This window comes from uncultured Photobacterium sp., assembly GCF_947502415.1.
In the GTDB taxonomy this organism is placed as follows: Bacteria; Pseudomonadota; Gammaproteobacteria; order Enterobacterales; family Vibrionaceae; genus Photobacterium.
Map to the genome: position 1 here is coordinate 1 of NZ_CANMZV010000113.1, position 339 is coordinate 339.

The window sequence follows — 339 nt, forward strand, 5'->3', positions numbered from 1 at the left end:
TCGGTGAACACGCCTCCTGCAACATCAATAGTCGCCGCTGCGCTGCGATCACTGTCCGGGGTAAACGTCGCAGTATACGTGGTGCCACTACCACTAAAGCCGTTCAGTGAACCACCCACCACGGTAATATCACTTTCCGCAAAGTCTGAACTGGATTCGCTCAGGGTGAAGGTTAAGGCAGCGGTTTCACCCGCCTTGAGGCTCGGCGTGTCGCTGCCGATGCTGATCCCCGGCAGTACGGTATCGAGGCTGATACTGAGCCGGGTCGCCGCGGTGTTGGTATTCCCGGCGCTGTCGGTGAACACGCCTCCTGCAACATCAATAGTCGCCGCTGCGCTG

Annotated in this window: 1 protein-coding gene; it reads right to left on the reverse strand. The window is 59.0% G+C overall.

From position 1 onward, the window contains the following. Positions 1 to 339, reverse strand: a 339-nt coding sequence (locus Q0852_RS23755) for an Ig-like domain-containing protein (protein ID WP_299022926.1), incomplete at both ends; no start/stop codon positions are given.